We start from the raw sequence: 6,367 nt of genomic DNA, 5'->3' as shown, positions 1-6,367 counted from the left end.
TGGTGGTGGTCTTTGGGAAGTGCGCGAAGGCTACTACCACGAATATCACGGCATTAACCACTGCCAGGAGCAGGTAAATGGTGGTCCAACTGAGGTTGTTGGCCTGCAAAACGGGTACGATGAGCGGACTAAGGGCGTAACCCAAGGCACCAATGCCTATGATGAGGGTTAGGTTAGACGTGTAGCGCGATGGCTGGTCGAGCTCCCGAACAAAGGGATTGCCCGCTATCTGCACAGCCGTTACACCCGTGCCGATGAGAAATACAGACACGATAACCGCCCAAGCCGCGGCACTGAGGTAACAAAGGGCAGAACCTGTGCCCATCAATGCCGTGCCCAAAAGCAACACAGACTTTGCCCCGAAACGGTCGGTAAGCAGTCCAAAAGGTATCGATGTTAGTCCATAGGCCAAGAAAAAGGCCAAGGGCAACAGGGCGGCCACACCTAGCGACACGCCATATTGCGCCTGAAAACGGTCGATGGCCACGCCTATAACCGATGTTAGAAGGCCAAACACCACGTATATCAAGGCCGTGATGCCCAGCAATAAGGTTTTTCTTTCGCCACTGTTGCTCATCGTTCGCCCTCCTTTCATTATTCGGTTACGGTTACTTTTGCACCGCGCGAAAAGCTGCCCGCCTCGAAACCATGACGTTTGGCATACTCGTCGATGAAGAGCTGTAAGGGCACGATACTTAAGATGGAGAACAGGAATTCGTCTTGTTCGTCTACGTAAACGGGCAGTATATTATCTGTTACATGCTGTGCAGCATCGTGCGAATTGGTGATAAGCCATACGCGTCCGCCAAAACCTGCAATGTCTTCGGCCATCTTCAGACTTTGTTCGAGCGTGCGCCCCTCGGATGCAAACAGCACCGACTTAAAGCCAGGAGCAACCATTTCCATTGGTCCGTGCCTGAATTCGCCGCCCAAGATACCCGTTGCGGCAATGTGAGTGGCCTCTTTAAACATCAAGGCACTTTGGCTGGCGGTGGAGAACGACGGGCCACGGGCGATGATTTGCAACGTGGTGAGGTCGCCAAGGAAGTCGAGTCCCTTGTCCAGCCATTGGTCGTGGCTTGCCAACATGTCTTCGAACTTGGCTTGTAAGCCTGCCAACTGGCGTTGCGTGTGGGCGTTCCAGCGGTCGCTAAGATACAATCCCAAGATGCAAGCGGCCAGGGAAGTTAGCACATAGGTCTTTGTTGAGGTCATCTCTTCGCGGCCGCCCTTGCACAATAGGGCCACATCTGCCTTTCTTGCAAGTGCGCTATCCTCCTCGTTTACAATGCCTACGCAGAACACCGACTGCGGCAGATGCTCTAAAACCTCTTTAATCTCGTAGCTTTCGCCCGACTGCGAGGCGCAAACCAACAGCGTGGGGCGGTTGAGCAGCGAGAGATTGTAGTGCAACAGTTCGCTCGTGTTGATGTAATGGGCGTGAATGCCCTGTTGGTTGAACAGGCTTGCGGCTGCAAACGAGATAAAGAACGAACTGCCCATGCCCGTAAACACCATGTCGTGGATGTTACGTTGGGCGATGGCCTCCCTCGTTTTGCGCAAGAGTTCCATGCCTTCGGGGGCTGAATAGAAGTGGATGATGTTGCCTATGGCAGCAGGTTGTTCCAGTATTTCGGTAAGAAACTTATTGGTTGACATATTCATTAACTGTTGTGCAAGCATGTACGCGCAAGGCGAACATGCCTGCAATGAAACATTACAAATGGCGTTTCGCCTTATTTTGTCTTCATCATGCGCATAACCCACTGGCCTTTCGAAAGGTCGGTGCAGTGCGAATAAGTTACGTAGAGCTGCCCGTCGAGCACGTATTGGAAGGCGCAGGCATCGTTTTTATAAAGTACGGGGTTGTTGGTTACGCGCTGGTAGCCGCGGTCTACCTCCTTAGACGAGAACGCATTGGTAACCCATTTTGTGTGGGTGTCGTCGCTAAACTCTTCTACGAGCAGGTAATATGTGCCGCCATGATAGGCAACGGAGGGTGCGGCAAGGGTTTTGTTGGATGTAACCACCTCGTAACTCTTCTGCTGTGGCAGGTCGGCCACGCGCTTACTTTTCTTTACCAGCACGTTCCAACGTGGGTTGTTTTTCGCTCTTTCGGTACCGTTATAATAGAAAAGATAGAAAAAGCCGTCGTTCTTATTAAAGTAGATAAAGGGGTTTTGGTTTTGTTCTCCATCGGCGTATGGCACAACAACGCGCTTGTTGTCGAAGTCGATGCCGTTTTCGCTCTCGGCCATAACGATGCGACTGTCTTTATTTGGACCCTTATATTCGGCGTAAAACATGTAGAACTTGCCGTCGCTCATCACCACAGTGGGCCATCGGCAGTTGGCTGCGATGATGGGATTGGCCTCGTACTTCACCCAATCGGTGAGGTTATTGCTGCGCACCAGTCCTGCCTTACGAAAGTGTACGTCGTTTTCGTAATGGTCGAGGCCATAGTAGCCCCAGTATTTATAGCCGTCTTTGTTGGCCTCTACTACCGAGAAAGTGTGCACGGTGCCGGCATCCCAGCCGCATTTGTCGCCTTGAATAACCAGTTGGTCGTCTACTACTTGGGGATAAACCTTGCTTTGAGCGTTCGCTCCAACCGTGGCCACGGCAAGCGACGCCACGGCCAGAAACATTTTCATTGTTCTCATTTCTTATCGTTGTTTTTTGTGTTAAATGCAATTCTTTTGTTCCTTGCATCTCGCACACAACCACCCCTGAGAACACTTGGAGGGCCTCACACCATGAATATGTCGATTTCGTTTTCGCTCAGTTGTTGAAACTCTTCTTCGCTTAGATGCTTGGTTGTGATAAGCTTATCTATAGCGTTGAGGGGCGAAATAACGCCCAAACTGCGCCTTCCAAACTTGGATGCATCCACTAAGAGGAACACTTCGCCGGCCGATTCCATCATCACCCTACTTGTTTTGGCCTCGTTGATGTCGGGCGTAGTTAGTCCGATGTTCATGTCTACACCGTCTACACCCATGAAAAGCTTGTCGGCCGACACCTTTCTGAGCGTGTCGTCGGCCAATGGACCCACCATAGTGGCGGCCATTTTGAGCAGATTTCCGCCCACAACGATAACCTCCACGCTGGTATCGCTTAGGTCGCTGGCTATGTTTAAGGCGTTAGTGATAACCACCAGTTGCTTAAAGTTGCGCAGTTCTTTGGCCAAAAGACTGGTTGTAGACCCCGAATCGAGGATGATGGTATCGCCTTCGGCCACAAAAGTGGCGGCCTTGCGCACTATTCTGATTTTCTCTTCGAGGTTAATCTTCTCCTTTTCGTTAAGCGCTTGGCCAGGATAAAGCCGGTTTACCTTCACCGCTCCACCGTGGGTTCGTTTCAACAAGCCACGCTTTTCTAGCAACAAGAGGTCTTTTCGCAGCGTTACGGGCGTGGTATTGAGTTCGTCTACCAAGTCTTTCGTAACAATTCTTCCCTCTCGTTCCAACTTTTCGGCAATCGTTTGCAGTCGTTCTTCCTGAAAAACGATGTTGTCTGCCTGTGTGTTATGCTGCTCCATAATTCGATGATGTGATGTTGTTCTACCTCGCAAAGATACACAATTTGCTTTGTTTTTGTTTCGCATTTGTTGTTTTTTATATCGTTTTCGGCAGCTCTGCGAGCATGTGCGAGCCCGCTTCAACGTTTTTTCCGCAACGTTTGCGAGGTGTGGTTGTTGTGCAAGATGTCAAAGAGCGCATGTCGTTTGCCAGTCCGCCTGTACGCATTTGGCACAACGGCTTTCAACGACTGCAACGTTATTTGTTGTGTTTTGGAGATTATTTCTTTCGTTTAAAGCTCCATCCCCAGCCTTCTCCCGAGCCAGGTGCAGAGGTCGGTGCCTTTTGCATTTGCCAAAGAACAAGCTCGTCTTCGGTGAGTTTCATTATCTGATATACGCCCGTAGCCGTTGCAGCGGGTTGCGTACAGCCCACGGCATGGTCTAGGATGTAGGGGTTTTTCACCGTAAACGTGCGCTTTTCGGCATCTAGTACGAACGTACCTTTTACGCCAGCGTCGCCTGCCACATGGTGATAGGTGTAGTTAACGCCGCCGTTGAGGTCGAAAACCATTTCTCCATTGATGTCGGGCGTTATCCTTTCGCACTGCCCCCAGCTCGACGAGGGCATCCAGTTATTGGGATAATTCACCAAGTCGCCTGTGGTTTGGTAGCAGTAGTCGGGCTTTCCCGTCTGCGTATCGGTGTTATACACCCATGTTGCACCCTTTCCTCCGCCCGTTAGTTCTTTCCAAAGCGGTTTCTCCGCCATCGTGGGGTCGGCCGAAGTAACGGTGTATGTCGTGTCGGCACTAACCTCTTGCGCCCCTTCTCCATAGATGGTAACGCTCACGTTGTAGTTTCCGGGCAGCGGATAGTAAGCCGTTGCGGTGTCTCTACCAGGTGCAATAACCTGTCCGTTACCCAAATCCCAGCTATAAATAAAGCCGTTGTCGGCCCAAGCCTTGAAGACGGGATTGTAAGGATCGGCATCGTTTATCGTTATGTGTGGGTTCGATGGGCCTGGCCCCATCTTCCCCGTTTTGCTTTCTTGTGGTTCGCAGGCGGCGAAACATATCACTGCCACCGCAAGAGCGAACATACTATGTTTGGCATTCATTGTCGTATGTGTTATTTGGTTGTGTTAATAACTTTAGTTGACGGGATAAGTGGCCGCAGGGCAACAAGGCATTTGGCTTAACTCCTTAACTTCTAAAGATGAAAAATGGCTAACGCCCTTTAAGAGTTGTTTAGCGGTTTCTAGTTCATTCTAGTTTTCGGTACAAGTCGGACTGGTCGGACAAGTCGGACTGGTCCTATTAGCCTAACGTCACCCATGCTATTGGCTTAACTCCATAACTCCTCATTAATACGGATTTTGTGTAAGGTTCGGGTTCAATCCTATTTCCGATTGCGGTATGGGCAGATAGCGTTTGTTGTCGGTATAACCCTCAATCAAGTTGCCGCGCCCTGTGCGAACAAGGTCCCAATAGCGATGGCTTTCCATAGCCAGCTCCACGCGCCGTTCGTGATAAACGGCTTTCAAGGGGTCGCTCTTGTAAGGACTTTCGCCCAACCCCACACGTTTTCTCACGGCATTGAGCGGCGTTTGCCAATCGCTGCCATTGTGTGCGGCGGCCTCGGCCTGCCAAAGCAGCACGTCGGCATAGCGTATCACGCGCACGTTAAGGCTTGCCGCATCTTCCATAGACGGGCGTTGACTTTTGGGCAACGTACCTTTGCGGCGACAATAACCCACGGCAGGTGCATCGGGATTGTGCACAGGGTCGTAGTTGGTGTAAATGGTTTCTTCGTCTTTGGTTCCCTGCCACAACACGTCGCCATGCTTAATGATGGTCCATTCGCGACGTGGGTCGCCCGGTTCAAACTCGTCGTAAAGGTTCTGCGTGGGCTGGTCGAAACCCCATCCGCCGTTGCGGTCGTCGCGCGAGCGTTGGTATATCTCAATCATACTACCCTCGTTTTCGTCGCCCCATTGCGTCATGTTGAAGTCTTTAAGCTGAACATCAAACACCGACTCCACGCCGTTGTCGGTGGCAATGGTAAAGAGGTCGCCGTAATTGGGTTGCAAGCTATAATCGCCAGAGGCCACAATCTCCTTGGCCAAGGCCTCGGCCTCCTTCCATTTCTCCTGCCAAATGTAGCATTTGGTAAGGAAGGCGGCAGCCGAACCCCACGTGGCGCGCCCCAAATCCTCCGCGGGTTGGCTCTTCTTATGGGGCAATTCTTGCATGGCGGCCTTGAAGTCGGCCTCCACAAAGGCCCAACATTCCTCCATCGATGCCCTTCCGCCCTTGTATTCGGAGGGTTTCAACAGATGGTCTACCAACGGAACAGCTCCGAAAACCTTCATCAAACAGAAGTGGTAATACCCTCTCATAAAGCGTGCCTCGGCTATGAAACGGCGTTGGGCGGCCTCGCTGATGTTGGCATTGCCCTTAACGCCTGCGATAACGCGGTTGGCGCGGTTTATTCCTTCGTATTGTTGTTGCCACGCCGTTGAGAGTTGTTCCTGTTCGGGCGAGGCGCGAAAGTGTTCTATGTCGTACATCTCGGGCTGGTCGCTGTCTCCGCCGCCGCCTTTCGTTGCATCGTCCGAGGCTACGTCGCCGATGGCCCAGTCAAGATATTGTATGTAACCCATCCAGCCGGCCGGGTCGTATGCGCCCACGAGCGTGCTTTTGGCCGCATTCTCATTGGCAAAGAACGTATTCTGGTCGATGCTGGGCACAGGTGTGTCGAGAAAACCTTCGGGGTCGCAAGCTGCAAAGCCCATTGCCATCGGCATGATGATATATATAAGGTGTCGCTTCATTTTCGTTGCGG

The 6,367-nt window shown here is 51.7% G+C and carries 6 protein-coding genes; all 6 read right to left on the bottom strand.

What is annotated here, in order from left to right:
- Positions 1 to 595, bottom strand: a 595-nt coding sequence (locus BN93_RS09815) for an MFS transporter (RefSeq protein ID WP_157462800.1), incomplete at its 3' end; no start/stop codon positions are given.
- Positions 595 to 1,665, bottom strand: coding sequence for an SIS domain-containing protein (locus BN93_RS09810; RefSeq protein ID WP_044260482.1), 1,071 nt, complete (start codon positions 1,663 to 1,665; stop codon positions 595 to 597). The genes BN93_RS09810 and BN93_RS09815, both read right to left, overlap by 1 nt.
- A 71-nt stretch (positions 1,666 to 1,736) precedes the next feature.
- Positions 1,737 to 2,663 carry a glycoside hydrolase family protein gene (locus BN93_RS09805; RefSeq protein ID WP_019188159.1) on the bottom strand — a complete coding sequence of 309 codons (927 nt, stop codon included), beginning with the start codon at positions 2,661 to 2,663 and terminating at the stop codon, positions 1,737 to 1,739.
- 86 nt (positions 2,664 to 2,749) lie between these two features.
- Positions 2,750 to 3,541, bottom strand: a complete 792-nt coding sequence (locus BN93_RS09800) for a DeoR/GlpR family DNA-binding transcription regulator (protein ID WP_019188158.1) — start codon at positions 3,539 to 3,541, stop codon at positions 2,750 to 2,752.
- Positions 3,542 to 3,800: 259 nt separating this feature from the next.
- On the bottom strand, positions 3,801 to 4,640 hold the full coding sequence (locus tag BN93_RS09795) for a PKD domain-containing protein (RefSeq protein ID WP_019188156.1): 840 nt from the start codon (positions 4,638 to 4,640) through the stop codon (positions 3,801 to 3,803).
- 246 nt (positions 4,641 to 4,886) lie between these two features.
- The gene (locus BN93_RS09790) at positions 4,887 to 6,356 is read right to left on the bottom strand and encodes a RagB/SusD family nutrient uptake outer membrane protein (RefSeq protein ID WP_019188155.1); all 1,470 of its coding nucleotides are present in this window, start codon (positions 6,354 to 6,356) and stop codon (positions 4,887 to 4,889) included.
- Between the last annotated feature and the right edge of the window lie 11 nt (positions 6,357 to 6,367).

Origin of the sequence: Prevotella conceptionensis 9403948 (genome assembly GCF_000312305.1) — a bacterium.
GTDB lineage: Bacteria > Bacteroidota > Bacteroidia > Bacteroidales > Bacteroidaceae > Prevotella > Prevotella conceptionensis.
This window is presented reverse-complemented; position numbering and strand designations above follow the sequence as displayed.